This window comes from Psychrobacter maritimus (assembly GCF_029953575.1).
Classification (GTDB): Bacteria; Pseudomonadota; Gammaproteobacteria; order Pseudomonadales; family Moraxellaceae; genus Psychrobacter; species Psychrobacter maritimus.
The window spans coordinates 2286536-2312898 of sequence record NZ_CP124526.1; the positions used below are offsets into that span (position 1 = coordinate 2286536).

Annotated in this window: 20 protein-coding genes and 3 pseudogenes; 9 read left to right on the forward strand and 14 right to left on the reverse strand. The window is 43.4% G+C overall.

Features of this window, described 5'->3' with window-relative positions; all coding sequences use genetic code 11:
* Nucleotides 1–109 precede the first annotated feature (109 nt).
* On the reverse strand, nt 110–718 hold the full coding sequence (locus QJS82_RS09745; RefSeq protein WP_281490341.1) for a fasciclin domain-containing protein: 609 nt from the start codon (nt 716–718) through the stop codon (nt 110–112).
* A 433-nt stretch (nt 719–1151) separates the two neighbouring features.
* Here QJS82_RS09745 and QJS82_RS09750 point away from each other — a divergent pair, with 433 nt between their 5' ends.
* Nucleotides 1152–1592: a transposase family protein gene (locus QJS82_RS09750; RefSeq protein WP_281490342.1), complete on the forward strand. Its 441-nt coding sequence runs from the start codon at nt 1152–1154 to the stop codon at nt 1590–1592.
* A gap of 8 nt (nt 1593–1600) precedes the next feature.
* A pseudogene (locus tag QJS82_RS09755) lies at nt 1601–1984 on the forward strand (transposase family protein); the annotation flags it as partial.
* An 80-nt stretch (nt 1985–2064) separates the two neighbouring features.
* Here the strand turns inward: QJS82_RS09755 and QJS82_RS09760 are convergent.
* Nucleotides 2065–2619, reverse strand: coding sequence for a fasciclin domain-containing protein (locus QJS82_RS09760; RefSeq protein ID WP_201620458.1), 555 nt, complete (start codon nt 2617–2619; stop codon nt 2065–2067).
* 903 nt (nt 2620–3522) lie between these two features.
* On the opposite strand from QJS82_RS09760, the gene metH reads away from it, so the two are divergent.
* Nucleotides 3523–7179, forward strand: coding sequence for a methionine synthase (metH, locus tag QJS82_RS09765; protein WP_438656706.1), 3657 nt, complete (start codon nt 3523–3525; stop codon nt 7177–7179).
* Nucleotides 7180–7278: 99 nt separating this feature from the next.
* On the opposite strand, the gene QJS82_RS09770 is transcribed toward metH, so the two are convergent.
* From QJS82_RS09770 to QJS82_RS09800, 7 genes are all read right to left on the reverse strand, one after another.
* Nucleotides 7279–7779, reverse strand: a complete 501-nt coding sequence (locus QJS82_RS09770; RefSeq protein WP_281490344.1) for a hypothetical protein — start codon at nt 7777–7779, stop codon at nt 7279–7281.
* A 26-nt stretch (nt 7780–7805) separates the two neighbouring features.
* Nucleotides 7806–7946 (reverse strand): DUF2256 domain-containing protein, encoded by a 141-nt coding sequence (locus QJS82_RS09775; protein ID WP_183621348.1) that lies wholly within the window; start codon nt 7944–7946, stop codon nt 7806–7808.
* 39 nt (nt 7947–7985) lie between these two features.
* The gene (locus tag QJS82_RS09780) at nt 7986–8156 is read right to left on the reverse strand and encodes a DUF2256 domain-containing protein (RefSeq protein ID WP_021813321.1); all 171 of its coding nucleotides are present in this window, start codon (nt 8154–8156) and stop codon (nt 7986–7988) included.
* A 31-nt stretch (nt 8157–8187) separates the two neighbouring features.
* Complete coding sequence (locus QJS82_RS09785; RefSeq protein ID WP_281490345.1) at nt 8188–9183, reverse strand: Xaa-Pro aminopeptidase; 996 nt, start codon at nt 9181–9183, stop codon at nt 8188–8190.
* Nucleotides 9184–9421: 238 nt separating this feature from the next.
* On the reverse strand, nt 9422–9916 hold the full coding sequence (locus tag QJS82_RS09790) for an META domain-containing protein (RefSeq protein ID WP_281490346.1): 495 nt from the start codon (nt 9914–9916) through the stop codon (nt 9422–9424).
* A 297-nt stretch (nt 9917–10213) separates the two neighbouring features.
* Entirely contained in the window at nt 10214–11344 is a 1131-nt protein-coding gene (locus tag QJS82_RS09795; protein ID WP_281490347.1) for a lipase secretion chaperone, read from the reverse strand.
* A 158-nt stretch (nt 11345–11502) separates the two neighbouring features.
* Nucleotides 11503–12600 (reverse strand): esterase/lipase family protein, encoded by a 1098-nt coding sequence (locus QJS82_RS09800; protein ID WP_281490348.1) that lies wholly within the window; start codon nt 12598–12600, stop codon nt 11503–11505.
* Nucleotides 12601–12959: 359 nt separating this feature from the next.
* Between QJS82_RS09800 and map the strand changes: the two genes are divergently transcribed.
* Together map and glnD are read left to right on the forward strand one after the other, a co-directional pair.
* Entirely contained in the window at nt 12960–13751 is a 792-nt protein-coding gene (gene map, locus QJS82_RS09805; RefSeq protein ID WP_372830273.1) for a type I methionyl aminopeptidase, read from the forward strand.
* Between the two features lie 207 nt (nt 13752–13958).
* Nucleotides 13959–16739 (forward strand): [protein-PII] uridylyltransferase, encoded by a 2781-nt coding sequence (glnD, locus tag QJS82_RS09810; RefSeq protein WP_281490349.1) that lies wholly within the window; start codon nt 13959–13961, stop codon nt 16737–16739.
* Between the two features lie 321 nt (nt 16740–17060).
* Here glnD and QJS82_RS09815 read toward each other — a convergent pair.
* The 5 genes and pseudogenes from QJS82_RS09815 to QJS82_RS09835 all read right to left on the reverse strand — a co-directional run.
* A pseudogene (locus QJS82_RS09815) lies at nt 17061–17315 on the reverse strand (transposase); the annotation flags it as partial.
* 12 nt (nt 17316–17327) lie between these two features.
* On the reverse strand, nt 17328–17831 hold the full coding sequence (locus QJS82_RS09820) for an IS630 family transposase (protein ID WP_068407314.1): 504 nt from the start codon (nt 17829–17831) through the stop codon (nt 17328–17330).
* Nucleotides 17832–17844: 13 nt separating this feature from the next.
* Nucleotides 17845–18165 (reverse strand): IS630 transposase-related protein, encoded by a 321-nt coding sequence (locus QJS82_RS09825; RefSeq protein WP_025651424.1) that lies wholly within the window; start codon nt 18163–18165, stop codon nt 17845–17847.
* Between the two features lie 35 nt (nt 18166–18200).
* Nucleotides 18201–18599: pseudogene (locus tag QJS82_RS09830) on the reverse strand (IS1595 family transposase); the annotation flags it as partial.
* A 91-nt stretch (nt 18600–18690) separates the two neighbouring features.
* Nucleotides 18691–19356 (reverse strand): hypothetical protein, encoded by a 666-nt coding sequence (locus tag QJS82_RS09835; protein WP_281490350.1) that lies wholly within the window; start codon nt 19354–19356, stop codon nt 18691–18693.
* 333 nt (nt 19357–19689) lie between these two features.
* Between QJS82_RS09835 and dapC the strand changes: the two genes are divergently transcribed.
* From dapC to QJS82_RS09855, 4 genes are all read left to right on the forward strand, one after another.
* Complete coding sequence (dapC, locus tag QJS82_RS09840) at nt 19690–20946, forward strand: succinyldiaminopimelate transaminase (RefSeq protein ID WP_281490351.1); 1257 nt, start codon at nt 19690–19692, stop codon at nt 20944–20946.
* 263 nt (nt 20947–21209) lie between these two features.
* Nucleotides 21210–23294: a DUF294 nucleotidyltransferase-like domain-containing protein gene (locus tag QJS82_RS09845; protein ID WP_281490352.1), complete on the forward strand. Its 2085-nt coding sequence runs from the start codon at nt 21210–21212 to the stop codon at nt 23292–23294.
* A gap of 94 nt (nt 23295–23388) precedes the next feature.
* Entirely contained in the window at nt 23389–23994 is a 606-nt protein-coding gene (locus tag QJS82_RS09850; protein ID WP_281490353.1) for a 3'-5' exonuclease, read from the forward strand.
* A 217-nt stretch (nt 23995–24211) separates the two neighbouring features.
* Nucleotides 24212–26341: a D-alanyl-D-alanine carboxypeptidase/D-alanyl-D-alanine-endopeptidase gene (locus QJS82_RS09855; RefSeq protein ID WP_281490354.1), complete on the forward strand. Its 2130-nt coding sequence runs from the start codon at nt 24212–24214 to the stop codon at nt 26339–26341.
* Nucleotides 26342–26363: the final 22 nt, after the last annotated feature.

Below are 26363 nucleotides of genomic sequence, written 5' to 3' on the forward strand. Positions count from 1 at the left end.
TTTGCGATGAGTCATGAAATAAGTCATTAAATACAAAAAGCCCAGCTCGGTGGCTGGGCTTCTCAAATACTTAGATGCTTTTACTGTTGTTTATAGCGATAAAATCAGATTATTTAGGTAGCAATACATTATCAATCACATGGACTACACCATTGGTCGCCATCATATCTGTGCCAACGATATTAGCCGTATTGCCGCTCGCATCAGTAATGACGTTGGCATCGCTGATAGAGAACGTTTGACCGTTTGCGGTTTCAATAGAATTGCCATAAGGGATATCAGCAGCTTTTACTACCATCGGTACGACATGATAAGTCAGGACGCTAGTGAGCATCTCTTTATCTGCCAATAACTGTTCTTTGGTGATGTTAAGCTTGGTTAATAAAGCAGCAAAGGCATCATCAGTTGGTGCAAATACGGTGTACTGACCTTCTGCCATCATCATGTCATCAAGGTCGGCGGCTTGTAGTGCTGCCGTTAAAATGGTTAGATTTTCATTACCGGCCGCCATCTCGCCAATGCTTTGGGTAGCCATATCTGCTGGCATCGCAGTCGCGTCTGCTTCAGCCATTGCTTCAGGGGCAACTTCTGGCTCAACGACGACGTCAGTAGTCGCTTCTGGCTCAACTGGCTCGGTAACGGCTTCTTTATCGTTACAAGCAGCTAGTGACAATGCAGCGGTAACGACGGCGATAGATAATAGGTTTTTCTTTAACATAGGGTATTCCTTTGGGGTAAATGGTTGGTGATTGGATATTTATAAATGGGTAAAGGTTGGAGGATGGGTAAGGATTTGAGTGAATGGCTTATAAATAAGTAATTTAGTGAATAGGTGGAATTTCAATAATTAAACACTTAGTTAATTTGTGGATTCTAGAAATAAGCCAACGATTTCAATGACTACCATATTAGCTGATTATTTTTTAATTGGTGCTTACTTAGGTAGCGCCACTGTATCGATCACGTGTACAAAGCCCTTGTTAGGTTAATAACCCTTTTTAGCTTAAAAACCAATATTGGCTTATAGGCTAATAATATCGCTTTGTACTATGTGAGCTTGTGTACTACCTAAATAAGCAGCTTATTAGACCTCTTGCAAAAGTAGCAGAGGATTTTACAATAACTAATACATTCACAACTGGCTAAGAACCATGCCAAACATAGATAAGCTACTCGAACAAAATAACGCAGGCTTCAAACGCTATACAGGTATTCATAAAGCGACCTTTTATGAAATGCTTGAGGCCATGCAGCAGCATGAAACCCAAAAGACCAAAGCAGGTAGACCAAGCGTGCTTAGTCTGGAGGAACAAATATTACTGGCCCTTACTTATTGGCGTGAATACCGGAAGCTGTACCACATCAGTATGGACTTCGGGATTCATGAATCTTCTGCCAGCCGTATCATTCGTAAAGTAGAAGATGTTCTTATCAATTCAGGCAAGTTTGATTTACCTAAAAAGCTTCCTAGTAGAGTCGATGACGATATTAATTGGTCAGTCGTCATCGTCGATGCCACTGAAACCCCTATTGAGCGTCCAAAAAAAACCAAAGAGATTACTACAGTGGCAAGAAGAGACAACACACCTTAAAAGCTCAAGTAATCGTTCACTGGAAAACAGGTTTGATATTAGATGTTCAAACGTCTAAAGGGTCTATTCACGATTTTAAGCTCTATAAAGATACTTGTCCTGACTGGTTACCTTGTGACGCTAAACTATTAGCCGATAGTGGCTATCAAGGTATTGCAAAGTTACATGAACAGAGCTTCACCCCCTTTAAAAAGCCACGTGAGGGTCAGCTGTTAGAGCTTTGCAAACAAGCCAATCACTATCTGGCAAAGTTTCGTATTATGGTTGAACATAAAATAGGCTTAATTAAATTGTTCAAAATTGTTGCTCATAAATATCGCAACCGTCGTCAGCGCTATGATCTTAGAATTAAGCTATTCGCCGGTGTTGTTAATTTCGAGCTTGGTCTATGACTTTTGCAAGAGGTCTATTAAATACTTGTTTGAATTTATACAACTTATATAAGAGCTTATTTAAGAACTTAGTTAATTACTTATTTAGGCATCAGTACTCTATCAATCACATGCACCACCCCATTACTCGCAGCGATATCAGTTTTTAGAATCTTGGTTATGCGACCATTTTCATCCATGAGTCTGCCTTGTGGTGTAATGACCAATGTATCCGTACTTAGCATGGTGTAATTACCGGGTCTGACGTGTTTTTGATAAACGGGCGTGTTACCTTTTAGCACATGGTAAGTCAAAATCTTAGTGAGCAATGGTTTGTTGGCAAACAGCTCAGCTTTGGTCATGCCCGTTTCTTGTAATGCTTGAACAAAGGCGGCATTGGTCGGTGCCAATACCGTATAGCTTGCACTGGTATCAGATAATGCGCCTGCTAAATCAGCAGCGACCACCGCTTCAACCAATAGCGAAAAATCTGGATTGCTTTGAGCGATTTGTACCACGTTCATACTGGTGGTAGCTTGGCTATGCATCGGTGCTTTCATAGTGGGGCTTTTGGTTGGCATCATATTATTACAAGCGCTAAGACCTGCGATAGAAAGTGCCAGAGTGCCAAGGGTGGCGATTTTAACTAGTTTCATAACATTGTCCTTAATGATTGAATGACTATAATTTATTCAGTTTTTATGACCGTCTTACAGTCAGATTGTCTTTCCTTAGAACCACTGCTTATATCAGAAGCACTGCTTACATCGCTGGTTGATTCCCAATTGTTAATCACTCACAAATAAAAATCATTAGCAGTTACTAATAAGCATTGCTTATGAAACGCCAATCCTTCTGAACTTAAATTAACATATAGCTGGTCTTTATAAATTTACGTTTACGCTATTTTTTGTGCTATCGATGTAAGTTTTGTCAGTGTTTTAGGTGAATAATCAGAGTTTCACTATTGAAAGCAAAGCTTTATGTAATCATTGCGTGAAAGGATATTCATTTGTACCAAATGGCATTATCCAATAGAATCAATACAAGAAAATCAATGCCATAAAATCTAACACTATCATGTGTGAGCCATGGCACGTTTAATCATAAAGTTATTTGTAAAACGCCAAATTTCAAATATGTTTAAATGCGATGGCTGCAATGGTTTTGCCAAAGCGGAATAAGTACAATTCCGTGATTCATAGACATTTCATGCTAGAATAATCCAGATTTGCTTATCGGTTTTAAGCCGTTATTTTATAAAGTATATGATTTAAATGCCCTATTTTCTTACTAAGCTAATTTACCAAGCTAACCCTAAAAAATATTGAATAACGTTACCTCCTTCCCTTTATTATCTTGACTCTATAAGCAGCGCTCCTATGACTCAAAACACCACCACATCACCGACCTCCTCTCCCGCTGATAGCTATACAGATGTAGCTAATGCAGATATAGCTAATGCATCAAACACGGCTAATGACTTTATTCTCACGCCGCCGGCTGTGTTTCCTTATAAGACGCAGCAACAGGACGCGCGCGCTCGTATCACCGAGCAGATGGCGTCGCGGATTTTGATGTTAGATGGGGCGATGGGCACGCATATTCAGAACTATAAGCTCGAGGAAGCAGATTATCGCGGTGAGCGTTTTGCCGATATTGAGCAAGATGTACGTGGTAATAATGATTTGCTGGTACTCACGCAGCCACAAATGATTAAAGAGATTCATATTGCCCATCTGGAAGCCGGTGCGGATATCATTGAGACCAATAGCTTTAATGGTACGCGCCTATCGATGGCCGACTATAATATGCAACATCTGGTGCCGGAACTGAATAAAACTGCTGCCAAAATTGCACGCGAAGCTGCTGATGAATTTACCGCTAAGACCCCAGAAAAGCCGCGCTTTGTCGCTGGGGTTATTGGTCCGACGTCGCGTACCTGTTCATTATCTCCCGATGTTAATGACCCCGCCTTTCGTAATATTACCTTTGATGAATTGGTACTGAACTACCGCGAGGCGACGTTGGCACTGATAGAAGGCGGCGTCGATATCCTGTTAATCGAGACCATTTTTGATACGCTAAATGCCAAGGCGGCCATCTTTGCGGTAACCGGCGTCTTCGATGATATTGGTTTTGAGTTACCGATTATGATTTCGGGTACGATAACTGATGCGTCGGGTCGTACCCTTTCAGGTCAAACGGCTGAGGCGTTTTATAACTCGATTCGCCATGCCAAACCATTATCAGTTGGCTTCAACTGTGCTTTGGGTGCTGATGCGCTACGTCCACATATCCAGACACTATCAAATATTGCCAATACTTATGTATCTGCGCATCCGAACGCTGGTCTGCCCAATGAATTTGGTGAGTATGATGAAAGCGCTAGAGAAACCGCGGCACTGCTTGAAGGCTTTGCCAAAGCGGGTATCTTAAATATCGTCGGCGGCTGCTGTGGTACGACGCCTGAGCACATTCGCCAAATCGCTAATATGGTGGCCAATTATCCACCGCGCGTCATTCCTGAAATCGCCCCTGCCTGCCGCTTATCGGGACTTGAGCCATTTACTATTACGCCTGAGAGCTTGTTCGTCAACGTCGGTGAGCGTACTAACGTTACTGGCTCAAAGAAATTCTTACGCTTGATTAAAACCGAAGCCTATACCGAAGCGCTGGATGTCGCCCGCGATCAAGTCGAAGGCGGCGCGCAAATCGTCGATATCAATATGGATGAGGGCATGCTCGACTCCAAGCAGGCGATGATTCACTTCGTCAATCTGGTGTCTGGTGAGCCGGATATCAGCCGCGTACCCTTGATGATTGACTCGTCTAAATGGGACATTATCGAAGAAGGTCTCAAACGTATCCAAGGTAAATCCGTCGTCAACTCTATCTCGTTAAAAGAAGGCTATGACGAGTTCGTCGAGCGCGCCAAGCTTTGTATGCGTTATGGTGCAGCGGTCATCGTCATGGCATTTGATGAAGACGGTCAGGCTGATACTTACGAGCGTAAAATTCAGATTTGTCAGCGCAGCTACGATGTTTTGGTTAATGAGGTCGGCTTCCCGAGTGAAGATATCATCTTTGACCCCAATATCTTTGCGGTTGCGACCGGTATCACTGAGCATAATAACTACGGTGCTGACTTTATTAATGCCACCAAATGGATTACGGAAAACTTACCAAACGCCATGGTATCGGGCGGCGTCTCTAACGTCTCGTTTAGTTTCCGTGGTAACCCGATTCGTGAAGCCATCAACTCGGTATTCCTTTATCATGCGATTCAAAACGGCTTGACCATGGGTATCGTCAACCCAGCGATGCTTGAGCTCTATGATGATATTCCAAAGGAAGCCCGCGACGCCATCGAAGATGTCATGCTCAATCGCAACCAAGGCGAGAGCGGTCAAGATGCTACCGAACGTCTGATGACCATCGCTGAAAGCTATCAAGATGGCGGTAAGAAAAAAGACAGCACCGTCGATATGTCATGGCGCGAAGGCACGGTCGAAGAACGTATTGCTCATGCGCTAGTAAAAGGTATCACCACCTTTATCGATGCCGATACCAAAGAGGCGTGGGAGAAGTATCCCAAGCCATTAGAAGTTATCGAAGGACCGCTCATGGACGGTATGAATATCGTCGGCGACTTATTTGGTGCCGGTAAAATGTTCTTACCGCAAGTGGTGAAGTCTGCTCGCGTCATGAAGCAATCGGTCGCGTGGTTGAACCCGTATATCGAAGCCGAAAAAGTCGAGGGCGAAAAGAAAGGCAAAATCCTCATGGCAACGGTCAAAGGTGACGTCCATGATATCGGCAAAAACATCGTCGGCGTGGTACTTGGCTGTAATGGCTACGATATCGTCGATTTGGGCGTGATGGTACCTTGTGAGAAAATCCTTGATACCGCCATCGCTGAAGAAGTCGATATCATCGGGCTATCAGGTCTGATTACCCCAAGCCTCGATGAGATGGTCTATGTCGCTAAGCAAATGCAAGAGCGCGGCATGACCCTACCCTTAATGATTGGCGGGGCAACGACTTCTAAAGCCCATACGGCAGTTAAAGTCGAGCCACAATATCAAAACGATGCCGTCATTTATGTATCGGACGCTTCACGCTCAGTTGGCGTAGTAACTAAGCTGCTATCCAAAGAGCACCGTCAAGGCTTAATCGATGAGACGCGCGAAGAATACATCAAAGTACGTGAGCGCCTTGCTAAGCGTCAACCAAAAGCGGCAAAAATATCCTATGCTGAATCAATAGAGCTTGGTTTTAAAGATGATTGGGACAACTATGTACCGCCAGTGCCTAATAAGCTCGGACAAGTGATATTCGATGATTACCCCATCACTAACCTACTGCCTTATATCGACTGGACGCCGTTCTTTATCTCTTGGGGACTTGCTGGCAAATATCCAAAAATCTTGCAAGATGAGGTGGTTGGTGAAGCGGCGCGCGATTTGTTTGATAATGCTAATGACTTGATGCAAAAAATGATTGATGAGAAGTTAATCGTTGCCAAAGGCGTCTTTAAGCTCATGCCAGCCCGTCGTACCGGTGCCGATACCGTCACCGTCTATGACAAATCACCGACTGAGGGCGGCACAGCAGAATATCAATTTGAGCATTTGCGTCAGCAGAGTGACAAAGCCAGCGGCAAGCCAAACTTTAGCTTGGCAGATTTTATCTCGCCATCGGAAGCTCATACCGATTATCTTGGTGGCTTTACGGTCTCAATCGTTGGGACAGAAGCATTGGCGGAAAAGTATAAAGCCGCTGGCGATGACTATAATGCCATCATGGTACAGGCATTATCTGACCGCTTAGCTGAAGCCTTTGCTGAGCATCTACATGAGTTGATTCGTAAAGAGTATTGGGGCTATCAGCCGACTGAGTCACTCAGCAATGATGAGATGATCAAAGAAAAATACGTCGGTATCCGCCCTGCACCTGGCTACCCTGCCTGCCCTGAGCATACCGAAAAAGGTAAACTTTTTGACTGGCTAGGCACCGTTGATGCTATCGGTACGAGACTCACTGAAAGCTATGCGATGTGGCCTGCTTCATCGGTCAGCGGCTTCTACTACTCGCATCCTGAGAGTGAATACTTCAACGTCGGTAAAATCAGCAGCGATCAGTTAGAGAGCTATGCTGAGCGTAAAGGTTGGGATATGAAAACGGCTGAGAAGTGGTTGAATCCGAATTTGTAGGTTAATAATTTGTTTATGTTCATTTTAGAATCAATAAACCACTATTTTTAAAAAACTATAGAGTATTCGATTCAGACCAAGGTTTGAATCGAATTACCTCTAATTCTGTGGAAAAAATAAAACTTTATATAGATCTTCAATACTATCGTATCGAGTAAACTGTCCTTTATTAAGTATACGTATATTGGGTCGCTCAGCTTTTAAACCATCCACATTAGCTTTAGTATGTTTTGCAACTTTAGCATTCTCTAGTCCAGTTAGTGGCCTTCCAGCCTCAGCACCAAAAAAATAAAACGAGCACAGCTCTAAAGTATTTTCATCAAATACTATCCAAACAATACATCCCGAAGGCTTAGTGGCTAAGCGAACATTCACTTTTTGGCCTGACGCTTTAGCACCTAATTTTGAAGTTTTTAGTTGAATATGGCGAATAATATTATTGTCTTCAAGAACAACATCACAACCTGCGTTATCAACTTCAGGTTTCATGACTTCTAATTGACAATCGTCCTTTAGCCACGATAACTTAAGCATTTCACCGATAAATAAATGTTCAATAAGCTTTTCTCGTAAGCTTGAATGTTCGAAATGTTTGCTCATACTTTGCCTTAATATTTTGGAGTAACTTAGTTTACTTTCCCACGCCGACACCGCTCAGAACAATAAATCACCTGCTCCCAATCCTTTTCCCACTTTTTACGCCAAGTAAAAGGACGCTGGCAAACGGGGCAGATTTTTTGCGGTAAGTTTACCTTTTTATGTGCCATCGTCTGCTCCCTTTTATATCTTTACTTCACTATTGACCCCTATTTATCTTCTTTTTGATGATCCAGACCCTCATATTTTTTAATACGCCGACATTGGTCTGAGCAATAAACCATACTCTCCCAGTTTTTATCCAATTTTTTAGTCCAGCTAAACTCGCGCTCACAGACCGGACACTCTTTTTTGCGGACATTCTTTTTCTTGTGCGCCATGATATTTATTACCTTTAGATTAAAAAAACGTTTAACGACCCCAAATGGGTGAGCGCACTACCCCGCCCGTTTTACTGCTAATCGCATAGCTTGTATTACCGGATAATGAGTGAATAACTAAGCTACCGCCATTTTGACCGCTCACTTGTGGAAGCTTGGTGGGATAGACAGCATACTGTGCAGAAGGTGACAGTCGCGCGGGCTCATCAAGTCCTGTTTCTGCTAGATTGATAACTTGTCCTGTGGCGAGCGTCATCACCGCTGCCTTACGACCATTAAGATATGCCAAACGTTGACCATCTAAACTCAGTTGCGGACTGGCCGCATAGCCGGCTGTCGGTATAATACTCGCATGACCCATGGCAAAGTTATAACGATAAATACTTGGGCGACCAGCGCGAACTTTATCACTGGTATAGACAAAGCTTTGCCCGTCGGCAGCATAGCTTGGCTGCACCTCAGTACTTGGCAGCGTGGTCAGCTGTTTGGTATTGCCGTCACTTAGGCGCATCTCATAGATATCAGCATTACCACCCACCGTTGAGCTGTAAAGCAGTTTTTGCCCATCTGGCGAAAATGAGGCTGATAAATTACTGCCCTCCGCATCTACGATTAGATGTTGCGCGTTGCTTTTGCGCTCATAAAGATAAATTTTGGGATGCTGGCGCGCTGCTTGTTTACTATAGGCCAGCATTTGACCATCTGCTGACCACGCTGGCGCATAGATATAGCCATTTAACTGATCTATCAATTGGCGGTCGCTACCATCAGGACGAATGCTATAAAGTGTCGATATCTTTGCAGCACCAGACCCTTGCTCTTCGACATAAGCAATGCGCCCTTGCCGATCTATCGCTGGCATGCGCGCCGTCAGTGAATTGCTTGCACGCATATCAGCAGGTGTTTGAGCCATATTATTTGTTGTTAATGTTTGACAACCCGCTAACAAACTAAACGCCATTATCGCCGTGATGCTACTCAGCGTACGTATATCGAAGAATGACTCTGATACAAAGATTTTAAACATAAGATGACATCCAATAAAGTGTTGATTATTGCGTACTGAGAATCTTAGTAAATAAGGTTAAAAATGAATAGCATAAAAACATCATTGCTGCCTGAATATTTGGTTTAGCAGCTCATGACAGTGTAGCGTAAACCATGGCAAATTTTAGATAAAAAAATGCCCCACTGATTAGTGAGGCATTATTTATATTAAATTTTATAGCATTTGTATTAAATAAATCAGTTACTTACAGACTGCTTTATTTAGCAACGGCTTTAAAATAAGCGACTTGATTGTCGTTTTTAATAGTCAAAACAGGTACATTATTAGCATTATTATTGATGCTGTATTTACCTTGTACCGTCGCCAATGTGGCGGTATCAAAGCTGGCTTGTGGCTCAGGGCATGCCATCATCGTCGACATGACATTACCTAATACAACATTGCCATTTACGACGCTATAACTAGCGCCCATGTTATTACAAGTATTAGTAAAGGTTACACGGTTGGTGGTGCCATCTTTAAAGAATTTTAGCGTTAATGGTTTTGCTGGATCAAAGAATAATTGGCTTACTTTCTCGCCATTGGTGCGCTTAGCATCGACAAGCTGCCAGTTATGCGCTTGTAGGGCATCAGCAGTAATTGGCTGAGTCACAGGTGCGGTAACACTAGGGATCGTGGTTTGGCAACCCGCTGCAGCAAGTGTACCCACAGCAAGGGTTGCAGCCATCATCATTTTAGTCATGTTTTTCATATTAGCTCCTGTAATGGTTAACATTCAAAATAAAAAAGTAGTCATTATCTTTTATTTTAAGTATGCATTTTTATTATGATTAATTTATTGTCTTCTTCATTAACCTAAACAATGGCGCTATTGTGCACAAATGATAGCTGACTGTCATTATAGATTGGGTATCGATTACCGCGATATTTGTTCCACTATATGGTTTTTTTGCTAACGCACCTTGTATGAACAAGTATTACCTGCTAACGCTTTAACCAATAGTTCATTTCGAAGCCAAGCCTTTATCGAGCTTAATCAAGCATTAAATTAATTAGGATTGGAATTGACACTAGAATTTAAAGCAGCTGCCTTTTGCTTTTGTAAAGCCGCATATCCTGCTAAGCGTTTGCGTTCTGTCTCATTAAATAATTGCTGCTCTATTTGATTGATTTGGGTTTGCGCTTGTACTTTATCTGCATTTTGACTTAACAGCTGCTGTTTTTGTGTTTGATACTGCTTAAAACGTTGATCAAAGTCAGCGTCTTGTTGATCCACTTGCGCAAGCCTTGCTGCTGCTGGTGCGCCAACCAACTCACGACGCATATTATATAATTCTTCAGCCGTTGCGCCCTTGGCTTGCATCTGTTCTGTACGAGTAATTAGCTCATTAAGATTGGCTTGCTGAGCGATATTGGTTTTAATCGCGTTGTCTGGCATACGGCTAATATAATCCTGTCTGGCCGCTTCTTTTTGCGCGTCAGATAGCTGCTTGTCCTGGTTGATTTTGACCATCGCAAGACTGTAATCATCATACTCATCTTCTGCCCCAAAGAAGGCTTTAATGGTCTCTTTATCAAAATGCTGTTGGCGCAATTTGGCGACGTCTTGTTTTTGCTGTGCGACCATATTTAAATCCAGATCGCCAGTTTTTGTCGCTTGTAATTGTAGATTGCCATAACGGTTTTCTATAGTAGGAATCGCTTTAAGATAGGCCACATATTGGTCAAATATCGTCACCGCTTGGCTTGCCGCTGGTTCTGGCGTGTGACTTCGGATATAGCTTTCCACACGAGCATAAATGACGGCTTCCTCTTCTTCGCCTAGCGCCGATAAGAAATAATCAAATAAGCGCCTTAAGCCTTCAGTAACGACCAACTGCTTATTTTCATCAATGATAATCTCACCATCTACATCCGTCCCTTGTAAGGAGCGCGGTAGATTCTCAAGACCTGTCGTAAATTGGCTACTGCTTTGCTTGGATAATGTGTCAATGCCATTATTAACATTTGCTTCGTCTGTAAAGCTGGCACTTGTTTGATTGTCCAGTGCTGTAGACTGCGCTTCAGAATAAGCATTACTAGAATTATTCGGCTTAAACCACCAAATAATCGCTCCTACTAAAACGACTATGACAGCGATGATAACGGGCAAAAATGGTACACGGCGATTATGTGACATAACGAGAATATCTTATTTAATTAAGCGGTTTATATAGGAAGTTACTATCCATAAAATGGGATAAAATAAAAGGGTCACTATGAACTGACCCTTTTATTTAAAAGCGGTTAATTTGCTAACTTATAAATGAGCTCTAAAACAAGCTTTAAAAAATAGCTTTATAAGTTGGCTTTTTTCAGGCGGTTAACCTGATCGCGATACAAGGTTTTAGGGTCTGGCTGTCCCCATGCCGTCAAGCCTAATACTTGATTTGATGAATCTAAATGGTTCATTTCATAGTCATCACGAATCACGTAGCCTAAACGGCTAGAGCAAGCAGAAACCAAGCCATCATTGCTCTCGCCATCAAAGGTGGTGCCAGTCAATGCTAAGAGATAATCACTGGGATCTAAGCCATTGGTCACTTGACCGATACCGCTAAAAGAGTAGTACTTGATACCGTTGACTTCAGTATTGGTAGGTTGACCACAATAACTGCTAGGCATAGCGGCTGGAAACTTGGCATTAAACTTCGCCGAAGATGCAGTAGATAGCGCCGTTACCGCCTCCCAGCCATCTTGCTCTTGTATCTCTTTAAAGCTGATACCTGAGCCGACGTCCATAAAACCACCAACGAACTTAAAGAAGCCTAAAGCAATCTGAGAGCCTACGTTAAATTCACCTTCAGCATAGCCACTATTCGCGCTACCTTCCACGACTTGCTTAATAACCCAGTCGGCCATTTTTGAGCCTTGCTCGGGACTTGAAACCGCGGTCACAGAGGCAACGTAATTAGGCGCCACACCAGCGACATAACGAATATCGATACCGCCCATACTGTGACCAAATAAATTTACTTTGGGTTTACCTGAAATCGCTGTAATGGTTTTGATTTGTTGTAGCAATTGCTCACCGCGCACTTCACTGTTATTAACAGCGGAGGTCTTAGTGCTATAAACCTCACTGCCACCTGCCATCAAGGTTTCAGGAATGCCATAAAAGTAGTCAAGCACGCCAAACAGCTTCGTCCAGCCGCCAAGCCCATGCGCCATTACGACAGGATATTTGGTATCGGTATGGCTTGAGGTAAAATACTTGCTACTGACCAGTTTACAGCCCGTTGGATTGGCGCAGTTATAATACTGTCCAGCTGCTTGGGCGGAGGTGGTTTGCAGGGTCATCAGCAGCACACCAGCGGCAATAGAGCCCGCGGCACCTAATGATGGTAAAAGTGCACGTGGCGTGAGCGGCGCGCGAAAACGGTCTTTGAGAGTCATAACAACATCCTTGTTATTGTAAAAACGGGGGTTTAAAGAGGTTTTTATCGTGCTTATTTTTTAGCGCTCAGTTATTGCATCCTGCACCAAGCGCTAAAAACCGTTGCCAATTCATTTAGCAAACAAAATTACAATACTTCTATAATCTGCAACATTCAACCGCTTTTTTATGTCTAAAGCCTATTTCAATGACTTTATAGTCACGTATATGCATATAAATGCGCTGAGACGATTGGTATCAGTATATTGCACTGATTTGGTAGATACGTACAAACTCGCTAAGCACTTTGCAAAACAGTGCCTACTACATTTATGGTATAATTGACAACCCAAATTCTATAAATATAAGTACGACCATGATGACTAAAAAATCCCTTATCCAATCTCCTGAAGCCATAGAAAAAATGCGCGTGGCTGGTAAACTTGCCAGTGATGTCCTTGTAATGCTCGACGAACACGTCAGAGTGGGCATCAGCACCGAAGCATTAAACCAAATCGCCCATGATTATATTGTTAATGTACAAGAAGCGATTCCTGCGCCCCTTAACTATAATGGCTTCCCAAAATCTATCTGCACCTCGGTCAACCACGTGGTTTGTCACGGTATTCCAACCGACAACAAGCTGCTAAAAGATGGCGATATCATCAATATCGATGTCACGGTCATTAAAGACGGCTATTATGGCGATACCTCAAAAATGTGGATTGTCGGCAATGGCTCAATCATGGCGCAGCGTATTTGCAAAGTGGCGCAAGAAGCCCTTTATGCTGGTATGAGTGTGGTCAAAAACGGCGCACGCTTGGGCGATGTCGGTGCGGCTATCCAAGAAGTGGTCGAACCGGAACGCTTTAGTATTGTGCGCGAGTTCTGTGGACACGGTATCAGTAATGAATTCCACCACGAGCCACAAGTCATGCACTATGGTAAAAAAGGCACGGGTTTTGAGCTAAAAACTGGCATGACTTTTACCATTGAGCCGATGATTAACCAAGGTACGTGGCAGACCAAGATTTTACCGGACGAATGGACGGCTATCACCAAAGACCGTAAGCTGTCAGCGCAGTGGGAACATACCATGGTGGTGACAGACAATGGCTGTGAGGTATTTACCACTCGCCCCGAAGAAGACTTAAGCTTTTTGACCCAGTAATATCATAAAAGATCGCCTAGGCGGTCTTTTTTTTGCCTTATAATTCAGGCATATTGACCATGCTGCTTATTGATTTTTATTTTGATAATTTTAATAGTAGTTTTAATAATAACTTTAGTGCTAAGTTTGATGACAGCACTGTTAATACTCTCAGTAGCACGTTCGTTTTAGTACCCTCATTTGCAAATTTTTAACTGGATAACACTCATGTTTAATTGTGATGTCGCGGCCATTGATTTAACGCCCATGCCTTTACTCTCAACTAATAGCGCGACACTCTCAGCCGATAGCGTGGCAACTGTTTCACCGCTAGTAGATGACAGCGAGAGAAGCAACGCCGTTCATGCAACGGATATAGCAATAGCCGCGCTTCCTGAATGGCTAGTGCAAATCAATGACGATATCAGCCGCGCGCTCGAACGCGGCGTCAATATTCGCCAATTGGTCACGGCGCGATCCTGCGTCATCGACGATTTACTGATTGCTTTATTTAACTGGTTTGAGCTTGATAAGACTGACTTGGCATTGTTTGCCACCGGCGGCTATGGACGTGGTGAGCTGTCATTATATTCCGATGTCGATATTTTACTGCTAACGCCAAATGAGATTACGGCTGATAGCAGTGAGAAAATTGATAATTTAGTCGCGCTCCTATGGGATATCGGGCTTGAGCCTGCCCTATCCGTACGCAGCGTTAGTGAATGCTTGGAAGCGGCACAAGACCATACTATTGCGAGCACCCTATTAGAAGCACGGCTATTAATCGGCAATGAGGAGCTGCAAGAAGTACCCCATAAAATCGTCAATACACAGTGGTCACCACGTGATTTTTATGAGGTAAAAATCGCTGAAGCAAAATCGCGTTACTTACAGCACAATGCTACCGAGTATAATCTTGAGCCCAATATCAAAACCGCGCCCGGCGGTCTGCGTGATATTCATATTATCGGTTGGGTGACCAAGCGCTACTTTCGGGTCAGTAAGCTTTATGACTTGGTACAACAAAACTTTTTAACGGAAAAAGAGTTTGATGAGCTTAACTTCGCCGAAGGCTATTTATGGCAAATACGTCATTATTTACATGAGCTGACCGGTCGCAATGAAAACAAGCTGTTGTTTGATTATCAGCGTGAAATTGCCCAGTTAATGGGTTACGAGACGCAGCCCGATGATCAGCCTAATGCTGCCGTTGAGCGCTTTATGCGTGATTATTATCGCTGCGCCATGCAGATATCGACATTGTCTGAGATGCTGACCAATCATTATTATGAGACGATTATAGAGCCGCAATTACCGGATGAAGAGCGGCCAAAAAAACATCCTATCAACGCCCGCTTCAATCAAGTCGGTGAACAAATCGCGATGTCACATCATCGGGTATTTGCCCAGCACCCAGAGTCAATTTTAGAGATGTTTTTACTCATGGGTCAGTACGGCATCAAAAATGTCCGTACCCATACCCTGCGCGCGCTAAAAATAGCGGCTCGCGGTATCGATCAGGTTTATAGAGACAACCCGACGCATCAAGCGCTTTTTTTAGCCAATTTAAAAGAGCAAAACTACCTATTTCATCGTCTGCGCACCATGAATCGTTATGGCGTTTTGGGCAGCTACATTCCTGCTTTTGCCCAAGTAACAGGGCTGATGCAGTACGACTTGTTTCACCGCTATACGGTCGATGCCCATACTTTATTTTTAATTCGTATTTTGCACCGCTTTACCGATCCGCGCTTTTCTGAAGAATTTCCACTGGTCAGCTCTATTTTCCAACGTATCGAGCGCAAAGAGATTTTGGTATTGGCGGCGATGTTCCATGATATCGCCAAAGGTCGTGGCGGCAACCATAGCTTGCTTGGCGAAACGGAATCAATTGAGTTTTGTCTTGCTCACGGCATGAGTACCGCAGACGCGCATTTGGTCGGCTGGCTGACCCGCTATCATCTATTGATGTCGATGACGGCACAGAAAAAGGACATCTCAGACCCAGAAGTGGTGACGCTGTTTGCAGATTTAGTCGGTAACGTTACCCACCTAAACCATCTTTATGTTCTGACAGTTGCTGATATGAATGCCACCAATCCACAGCTTTGGAACAGCTGGCGCGCGACCTTGATGAAACAGTTGTATTCACAAACTAGGCGCATCTTACGCGCCGATATCGACGCGCCGACCAACCGCCAAGATATGATTAGTGCCACACGCAAACAGGCGCTGGCCATGCTTGATAATGTTGACAATCAGCATATGAATCGCGATGAAGTCTTAAGGCTGTGGGATGACTTGGGCGATGAGTATTTCTTGCGCGAGATTGCAGAAGATATCTTATGGCATACCGAAGCTATCTTAAACCATCCACCCCTTGGTCGCGCCTCTGATGCCGATAGCACGCCACTGGTGGTATTGCGCGAGCATCGTGAGCTGGCGCTGGATGCGGTGCAAGTTTTTGTTTATACCCAAGATCAGGTCAATTTATTTGCCGTTACTATGGCAGTCTTTGATCAGATGAATCTAGATGTATTGGATGCGCGTATTATTACCGCCACCCGTGATTTTGCTTTGGATTCATATGTATTGCTCGATCGTAGCGGCACGTTATTGGTCGATATCGACAGCCAACAAGAACTTAAACAGCGCTTAATCGATGCCTTTAAAAATCCGACCGTTCCTAAGCTGACGCATCGTAAGATTCCGCGTCAGCTGCGTCACTTTGATGTAGCAACGACGATTAACTTTGAGTTTAATGAAGCTTCAAATCAGCATATCATGAGTTTAGAAACCCTTGATCAACCAGGCTTACTTGCCCGCGTCGGACAAGTGTTTTTACAACAAAAGATTGAGGTGCATGCCGCCCGTATTACCACGTTAGGCGAGCGTGCCGAAGATATGTTTTATATCAGTGATCAAGACGATTTGGCATTATCGGCTGATAAGCTTGAGACGTTAAAAGCGACATTGATAGAAAGTCTTAGCATTCGCAACGAGGCTTAATGTATCTAGGATATTCATTTTAAAGCCGCGACAGTGCGACTGGGATGAATTTTTCGTAGCCTCTGTGATAACAGCAAGCAAGAAAAATTTAACCAGTCGCACATCACTCTTTAGGTGTCGATTTTGTTTTGAAGCGCTTATATTTAGGTGCTTTATTTATGTTTTATTTGAGCTTAAATATTTATCGTTAACAAGGTAAAAGCCTAACTGTTAAACACTGACAAAAAACGCTTGATAGCTATTAACTATCAAGCGTTTTTTTATAAGATAAAACCTCGTTCATATAAAGAGGATATATATATTTGGGGCTGTCCTAGATAACTAGTTCAGTTCCTTTTTAACCCATTGTTTTAGCTGACGTAATTGACGTTTCGGATCACTGTAGTTAAAACGCCACTCACATTCCTTTAAAAACAGATGGAAATGCTCTTTTGGGATGCCATTATATTTACGCATATGACGCTTTGCTTGACTCCAAAAGTTCTCTATTCCGTTAATATGATTACTGTCTTGTACAAACTCTTTTGAATGGTTAATGCGGTAATGGGTAAACTCACTGACATCAAGTGCGTTGTATAGTCAAAGAACTTATAAATCGCCACACAGCCATAAGAAATAAAAGAACAGTGTGTCAACGCAATCTAGCCGCCACTCTTTACGTTTTTGTTTGACCCAAGCCCACATTTGCTCGATAGGATTCAAATCAGGACTGTAAGGTGGCAGCCATAAAATAGTGTGCCCTGCATCTTCTATAAGTTCAGTTGTGTCTTTGCGCTTATGGAAGGTTGCATTATCCATAACGATTACACTGTCTTTCGGTAAGCTTGGTAGCAGCAGTTGTTCAACCCAGCTATGAAATACATCACTATTGACACTGCGATCATAAAGTCCAACAGCGAACAGCTGATTATTGTAAATAGCACCTATCGCATTGGTTTGGTTTTTAAGCTGCCAGTTGTATTGTCCAAAGCATTTTTTACCTCTATTAGAGTAACCGTAAGGCCTGTTCTCATGAGACTTAAAGCCACTTTCATCAAGATAGATAATAGGCTTATCATCAAACTCAAATTGCGCTAACTTTTCAAGAAATATTAAACGTTTTTTATCATCTGCTTTTGGATGAGTTAAGCTCTTTTTTTTGAGTGATGCCGATTCGTTTTAATGCAATGCCTATCGCTCTTTGAGTACAATTAAAACGCCGAGCTCGTTCGTGCTGATAGTCATCAGGATAAGCCTCTACATCCGCTCTCAGTAATGCATCGTCTATTTTAGTTGGGGTAAACTGACGTTTTTTACGCTCAGGAAATTTTTTCCAACGCTGAATAGTGTTGGTGCTAATTTGATATTCCTCTGCAAGTTGTCGAATGCTATAGCCTTCTGCAAGCTTATTGAGGATCAGTTGTCGGTAGTCTTTTGAGTATGCCATATTATATACTGTAGCGGATTTTTGTTTCTTTTACTATAACTTCTAAAGGAGTCTGTGTAAACGATACTATCAGGCTTTACTTTCTCTCTTATAATAGGGATTAAGGTATCAGCTCTGGCATTAGGGATGATACAAGCATAGACGCTACCATTGCGCTTAAGCAGTCCAAAAACAGGAACTTTGTTACCAGCACCGCGACCACGTTTGCCTTTGCGTCTGCCGCCAAAGTAGCTCTCATCAACTTCTATTTCGCCTTCTAGAAGGCCTGGCTCCTGACTATTTTCATAAATCAATAGTCTTAGCCTGTGAAAGTAATAGCTGGCTGTTGTTTTATTAACACCCACTAAGCTTGCTGCTGTTCTTGCGGTAGAACCGGCAACAAATAGTTCGATAAGCTTAGTTTGTTTGTACCAACTTAATCTACTCTTTCTCATATGACTATCCTAGATTATTTTACTTATCTAGGACAGCCCCATATATTTTAAAGCAGATTATCCAATCAACTATTTTATAGATAGCATATCTCTATAACACGCTTTTATAGACCATCTCGCTTGCTAATTCTTTGAGCTCCTCATCGGCAAGCTCCAACGGCAAAATCTCAGCTTCTACCTGCTGCCCAAGCATCAATCGTCCAGCATCCACCTCTCTTTGTAGCAAGCGATGCAAACTGGCTAAATGAAATTCAGCATCGTAGTACTCATAGATTTGTTGTAAAGAAATCGGTGCTTTTGCATGTACATCCGTAAAAAGCGTGTCAGCTGCCAAAATGGTCATCTCGTTAAGCGCTTCTTCACGCAAGACATCGGCTTGATTGATCTTATGCTGTAAATGAGTGGCAATACGACCTTTAAAGCCCAGCATAACGATAAAGATTAGCGTATGTACCACAAAAAAACTCATATACTGCCATAAAGGCAGCGCGATATCTAACAGCTTGCTTAGCAGCATCAGTACCATCGCCACAATAACATAGCTGACCAATTGCCAAAGCAGCCACATCATTAGGCTGTTGTCACCGAACCAAAACATCTGCCGTTCTTTTAATAGTGTCAGCTGCTGCCGCGCTTGCCACCAATTGTGCTCGCGTTGTTTTAATTGCGCGTACAGCTCGGCACGCTGATTCCCATCAAAACCTTTGTCATTGATATCTTTAGCGCTGCGCTCATCAGTTTGTAAAACACTAGACATATCAAAGTATCCTTAAAATAATCTGTCGTTGATGCATACAGTTATTTTTTGCTTGGTTAATAAGTTACACCTGCTCAATCTTATCGATGCTTAACAGCATGATGAAAATTGGCTAGACTCAAAACTCATTGTTAAAACTCGTTGTTAAAACTTATTGTCATTACTCGCTGTCTTTCAAAAAGCGCCTATCTAAATCGCTTGAAGAGGTTACTTTTGATGGACAATGATAAGCATGAGAAGAAAAAGACAAAAAATAAGAGAAGTGCTACACTGCTCAAATGTAATTTTTCTTTATAACTTTATTATTAATTGTCCATTATAGTTAGCCTACTTATGAATCACAACTTAACGACTCTGCATCCTTACCCGTTCGCTAAGATGGCGACTTTACTTGCCAACAGTACGCCAGCCCATAACCACAGTGAAATTAAGCTGGGTATTGGCGAGCCAAAACATGAGCCACCCGCCTTTGTGTTGGACGTACTACGCGAAAACTTGGACAAAATAGGCCAATATCCAACCACTAATGGGCTGTTCGAGCTGCGCCAAACCATCGCCCATTGGCTAGAGAAGCGCTTCTTTTTAAATCATCTCGATCCCCATAGCCAAGTATTGCCCGTCATGGGCACGCGCGAGGCGATTTTTAGCTTGGTGCAAGCGGTGATTGACCATACATCAACCGAGTTATCCGAAGGCATTTCTAATCAGTCAGCCAGTAAAAAAACGCCGGAATCTGCGCAACCACCTACGGTTGTGATGCCCAATCCGTTTTATCAGATATACGAGGGCGCGGCGATATTGGCGCAAGCGACGCCGTACTTTATGCCTTGCACCATTGATAATGATTTTAAAGGTAACTACCGCGCTGTACCAAAAGACGTCTGGAAGCGCACGCAGTTATTGTTTGTCTGTAGCCCGAACAATCCAACTGGCTCAGTGATGACCATGGACGATTGGGAGTACCTATTGCGTTTATCGGACCAATACGGTTTTATCATTGCCAGTGACGAGTGTTATAGCGAGCTGTATTTTGATAGCGCGCCGATTGGCCTATTGCAAGCTTGCGCGGCACTCGGTCGTCATGACTTTAAAAACTGCGTGGTATTTCACTCTTTATCTAAGCGTTCAAACTTGCCCGGTCTACGCTCAGGCTTTGTAGCGGGTGATGCCAATATTTTGCAGCCTTATCTGCAATATCGCACTTATCAAGGCTGCGCGATGCCGATACCGCATCAGCTCGCCTCTATAGCCGCTTGGGAAGATGAAAAGCACGTGGCGCATAATCGAGCACTCTATCAAGAAAAATTTGCCTTATGGATGTCGGAGCTCGGCGAATTACTTGATTTACGCATGCCAGAAGCAGGTTTTTACTTCTGGATAAAAGTACCTGAGCAGTTTGATGGCGATGACGAAATCTTTGTCAAAGCCTTGTATGAGCAAGCAAATATTCACGCGCTGGCTGGGCGTTACTTGTCACGTGAGGTCAATGGGGAAAATCCAGGACAAGGTTATGTGCGCATTGCCTTGGTTGCCAGCGTTGAAGAAAGCCGCGAAGCCATCAGTCGCATTCGTCAATTGCTTGGCGCTTAAAAGCTCATATTAAGAACAGGCTTAAAAGCTTGTCGAAAGACGATTTAAACGCTAGAACCACTGATAATTATTACCATACTACCAAGAAACCGCCAATAACCACAATATTCTCATGGTTATTGGCGGTTTCTTGCTATGCTGTTTACCAAACAATGCTATAGTAAAAATAACACTACTCAGTTTCTTTATTTATTTAGTATCAGTAAAACTGTAAAACCTTTCTTATTAAATTTTTTGTTAAATATGCCATCAAGGATGATGCCATGCCCCATCTTGATTTTACCCAGCCGCCCTTTGATGTATTGAGCGCGGCTGAACGCCAAAGTATCAAAAAAAATACCCAAATTCGTTATCTTGCTAAAGATGAGTACTTGCCTGCCGACGATTTGCAATACTTTTATGTGGTACTCAAAGGACAAATCGAGCAGCTGCTTGATGGTGAGTTTGTCGCGTCCTATTTAGGCAGCAATCATACCGACCATCTGAATAGCAACGATTGGTTTGACAGTCGGCGACTACCAAAATCACTTATAGAAGGTGATTTACCAAAAAGCAGCGAGCCAACTAACGCCCTCCTTAGCCGTGCTGAACCTCCAAGTAAAAACCCGATATCACCCTACGATTTTCGAGCTATCGAAGACACGCTGCTGTTACAAGTCAATGGCGCAACCATTGATAAAATCAGTGCGCAAAACCATCTGGTGCGTCAATTATTATCAGAAGATTTACCCGAACGCCTAAAAGCATTGCAGCAGCGGCGTAGCAGCCAGAGCTTAAGTACCGCTAGCTACCATGGCTATAATGAGCAACAAGAAGTGCAGCAAATCATGATGCAGCCGGTGATTGATGTCCGCTTATTGCCGGTACATATCATTGACGCCACTAGTAGCCTATATGACGCTGCCCATATTATGACTAAGGAGGGGCTTAAGCATGTGTTGGTGCGACCGCTCGACCAATTAAGCCAAAGTAAAACACAAGCACACGCGCAAACATTAGATAATGATTTAGATAGCGATTTAAATAGTAACTTAGACAGTGATAATGGCCGTTTGCAAACTCCTAGAGCTTACTCTGGTCGTACGTTAGGCATTTTGACCGATACCGATATCTGCCGCGCAGTGAGCGATCAGCAAAATCCGGCGACAACCCCTTGCCAGCGTTATGCGAGCTTCAATTTGCGTACTATCGATGCTCATGATGAGATTGGCGATGCGCTATTGACCATGACGCGCTACCGTATTCATAGGCTGCCTGTGATTGACGCTAATGGTGAAGTCGCAGGTGTACTGGGGCAAAGCGATATGCTCGCCCATATTGGGCATCATTCACAGCTGATTAGTATTCAGATTGAAAAAGCAAAAGACTTACCAAGCTTAGATACGGCAGTTGAGCTTATTGGGCGCTATATTCGTGCGCAGCATCAAAATGGGGTAAAAATCGGTAACGTCAGCCGCATGGTACAAACGCTTAACGCGCAAGTTTTTACCAAGCTGTGGCAGCTTATCGTACCTGATGAAGTAGTGAAAAATACTTGCGTTATCGTCATGGGTTCCGAGGGGCGCGGCGAGCAAATCATGCGTACCGACCAAGATAATGCGCTGATTATCCGTGATGGGTATAATCATCCTGATTTAGCCAATTTCGCTGAAACCTTTAACAATCATTTAGCCGCATTGGGATATCCGCTTTGTGATGGTAATATCATGATGACCAATCCAATGTGGCGGCAGCCGCTTAAGCAGTTTGAAGCGCAGATTGGCTTATGGTTTAGAAATACCGACCCAATACACAGTATTTATTTATCGGCGATATTAGATGGCGAGTATGTCTGCGGCGATGAGTCGCTGCTGTCCCATGTCCGCGAACATTTAAAAATCGCTCACCGCCAATCAGACCAGATGTTTGTACGTCAGTTCGCCCGAGCTGCTCTACAATTTGGCGATGTCGGTCAATGGTGGCAAAAGTTTGTTCCGCTACTTAGCGGTAAACCTAGCTCTTATGATATTGACCTTAAAAAAGCCGGTATTTTTCCGTTGGTGCATGGTATTCGTACTTTGGCATTAGAAAACGATATTTTTGATGCGCCCAGTAGTAAAGGACGGCTAAAAGCCTTGGTACAAGCGCGCGCCTTGACCCAACAGCGTGCTGATACTCTGCTTGAGGCGTTAGAGTTTTTTATGGCGCAGCGTTTGTCCGTTGCCCTATTGACAGATGATAAGTATGCGCGGCACGTCGATCCGACAACTTTATCTGCCCTTGAGCGAGATTTATTAAAAGAGTGTTTGGCAGTGGTCAAGAGTTTTAAAGGTCAGCTCAGTCGTCATTACCAGCTGGAATTTGGTTAGTAGTATGCCATGATTAATCAGGACCATTCAATTAGCACCATTACAATCAAAACCATTCAGTCAACCAGTAAACAAAAAAGGGAGCAAAAATAGAATGAGTTGGCTAAAACAATTATCTTCTCATTGGCAAAAGACACATTTGCAGCGCCCTGAGCTGGCATCAATGTTTGATAAACCTTTGGCTAATGAATGGGTCGCGATTGACTGCGAGATGACGGGACTTAATCCAAAAAAGCATCACCTGTTGTCTGTCGCCGCGATTCATATTAATGGCAATAGCATCGATACGGGCAATGGTCTGCATCTGGTTTGCCGGCCGCCTGTCATGCCTGACCGTGACACTATTGTGATTCATGGCTTGCGTACTGCTGATGTCGAGCACGGCATGAGCTATGATGAGATGCTCGCTTTACTGCTGCCCTTTATCGATAATCGACCCATAGTTGGGTTTTGCCCGCAGATAGATACGGGATTTTTGAATCCTTTGGTTAAGCGCTATATGGGCACGACATTGCCTAACAATATCATTGATGTGCGATTGTTATACAGTCGGCGCATGGGCAATCTTGCTCAGGGCGACCCCAACCAATCGCAGCATTTAACCAAAATTTTAGCGCATTATGAGATTCCTGAGCTTGGCATTCATGATGCTTATAATGATGCCATTATGACTGCGATGGCGTTTTTGCATATGCGTTAATATTGATGGCTGACAATTAATAAGCCCTTAGAAAAAAATATTCAGCACTATCATTTCTCAATTGAATAAAACACCACTCAGATTTTATTAAACCATTACCTTTAAGCCTGTTTACAAGTTTTAGCCGGACGCTGCATTTATGCAAAGGCTGTACCTACGCGAAAATAGCAACTCATGTTACCATAGGGTGTTTTTGCCACCTGATGATAGACTGCTCATGCTACCCACTTCTAAAACTAATAATCGCCCTACTACTACTGCCAAATTGACGCCTTTTATTAAGCCGTTATGCTCGCTGAATCAGCCTGCTAAGTACCTAGCCACGTTATCCACGCTAGCACTATTTGCCAGCGCTATGTTGACGCCACTATATGCGCAAGCTGCCCTGCCAGAAGCGATTCAAGCGGCGCTCACCCGAGCAAACTTAAGCGCTACCGATATCAGTATCGTCATTACCCCAGTTGGCGATAAAAATGCCAGTCGCTTGCCTGCGCCAATTCAGGTGATTAATAGCCCTAAGCAAGGTATTAGCAACTCTCACATCGATAGCCAGCCAAAATCATTAAGTGTTGATAATGTTTCTGCTGACCCTGATAGCATCAAAAGACAAGCAACTCAAAATAATCAGCCTAAAGAAGTAACGGTGTATCAAAGCCCGTTGATTACTATCGAGAAGCAGACGATTAAGCAACACGAAAAACAGCTCCATGCTTATACCGACGACCCTTATACTTATCAAAGTTTAGAGAGTAGCCCATCGCTGCTGCCAGATGATGGCCAATCAGTACCTTCAGCGCCTAATCAGAATAGTGAAAATAATGGCAGTAACGTTACGACTAACAATATTAAAATCTCTTTCTCACCGTTATTAAGCCATCAAGCCGACATCGCGCGCACGCCTGCCAGCACCATGAAACTGGTTCCAAGTTTTATTGCTTTAGATACTTTGGGCGCTGACTTTGTCTGGCATACCCGCGTTTATCATACGGGCATTATCATCGGCGATAAGCTCTATGGCGACTTGATTATTCAAGGTAGTGGCGATCCAAAAATGACCCACGAGCGCTTACAGCAATTGCTTTATAAAATACAAACCGCGGGTATTCGCCATATTAACGGCGATATTATCGTCGATAGCGCAATCTTTAAAAATGTAAGCAAAGACCCTGCTGCCTTTGACAACTCGCCGCTACGACCTTATAACGCCAGCCCTGATGGTTTTTTGGTTAACTTTAGCAGTATCGGTATCCAAAGCTATCCGCTAGATAATACGCGCGCACAGCTGACCTATACGCCGCAATTGGCAAACTATCAATTGCCTAGCATGATAAATATACGCTCAGCTGCCTGCGGTCAAGCGCGCTATAGTCTAGCGCCGCAGTGGCAACCGACCCAGCTGACGCTCAATGCCAATCTGCCCGATAGCTGCGGTGAGCATGCTTTTTATGTCGCCTATCCTGATGCCAAAGATTTCGCCGCCCGCGTCATTACTTCTAAATGGCAAACGCTTGGCAATACCTTAACGGGTAAAGTCATCAGCCAAGAAAAACCTTACCTTTCTAATAAAAATATTAAAGAAGGTAAGTCGCCACGCGGTCTGGCCGCTATCGCGATATCGCCGTTACCTATTGTCAGTTATCCCTCTTTAAACCTTACTCAGCAGATTTATGATATCAATCACTTCTCTAATAATGTAATGACTGAGCAAGTGGCGCTCTCTATTGGCGCTTATGACAACGCCGGTATTAATAGAAATGGTATTAATAGCACTAGCATTAATAAAGCTGGCAGCGATAAAGTAAACGCTAATAAAGCGGGCGTTAATAAAGTAGACGTTAATCAAGAAAGCACTGATAAAGATAAAGTCATTCATCAGCAAGCAACGAGCTTATATCGATTTGGTCGGCCACCAGCGACTGATTATTCGCAAGCGCTACAAGCGATTAATCATTGGTGGCAAACCAAGCTCACTACGCCGCCGCCGCATTTAACCAATGGCTCAGGGCTCTGCCGCGACTGTACCATCAGTGCCGAAAATTTAAGCGAGCTATTAACCTACGCTTATGAGCAACCAAGCTTTGATGCTTATGTAAGCTCATTAGGTATCGCTGGCGTCAGTGGTACGATTAGTGCTCATAGTGAGCGCTTGCCTGAGTCGCAAGCCATCGGTCGTGCTTGGATAAAAACCGGCACGTTAAATAACGTCACCTCGATGGCAGGCTATGTTAAAGGCTTATCTGGACAGGATTATGTAGCGGTCGGATTGATTAATAGCGACCAAGCACTCAACGCTTATACTGCTAGACCCGTATTAGATGCGATGCTTGATTGGACGGCGCAGCATTGATAATGGTGTATTAGCTGCTATT